Genomic DNA, 604 nt, shown 5'->3' on the forward strand with positions numbered 1-604 from the left:
TTGCTGATTTCGGCAATCATTTTGGCGCAGTCGGTGAGGTTGTCGGCAAGCATGAAGCGCCACATCAGGGTGGAGCGCAGGGGCAGGAGTTTGGCGGCGGCAATGGCGATGGCGGCACCGATTAAGACGTTCATGGCGCGCATCAGGCCGCTGTCGAGCCAGTGGTGGCTGCTATCGCCGATGAGCATGCACATGGTCAAACCGGCAAGCATGGCGACATAGCCGTTTTTGCCGACCGCAGACCAACCGGCCACTGCGCTGGCGGCTCCGATAATCAGATAGAAGAAAACGCCGTCTTGGAAATAATGCTGGTTCAACCATAAAACGGCCAAACCGACGCCCAAACCGATGGCCGTGCCGAGCATGCGTTCGACTGCTTTGGAGTAAATCGCGCCTTGGAATTGCAGCATGCCGAGGACGACAAAGACGGTCATGCCGATCCACTCGCCGTGTTGCAGGTGGAAGACTTTGGCCAACAGGGTGGAAAACACGATTGCCAAGCCGAGGCGGAAGGCGTGGATATGGCGGCGATAGCGGTAGCGTTCGTAGGCGTTGAGCCAGCGTTCGGAAAAATGGAGGCGTTCGGATTGGGCAGGCATGTTGT

1 protein-coding gene is annotated in these 604 nt (G+C 57.9%); it reads right to left on the bottom strand.

Going from position 1 to position 604, the window contains the following annotated elements:
• Positions 1–599, bottom strand: a 599-nt coding sequence (locus tag ACTHSP_RS21310; protein ID WP_440346920.1) for an FUSC family protein, incomplete at its 3' end; no start/stop codon positions are given.
• Positions 600–604: the final 5 nt, after the last annotated feature.

Source organism: Neisseria sp. P0001.S005 (assembly GCF_051963715.1).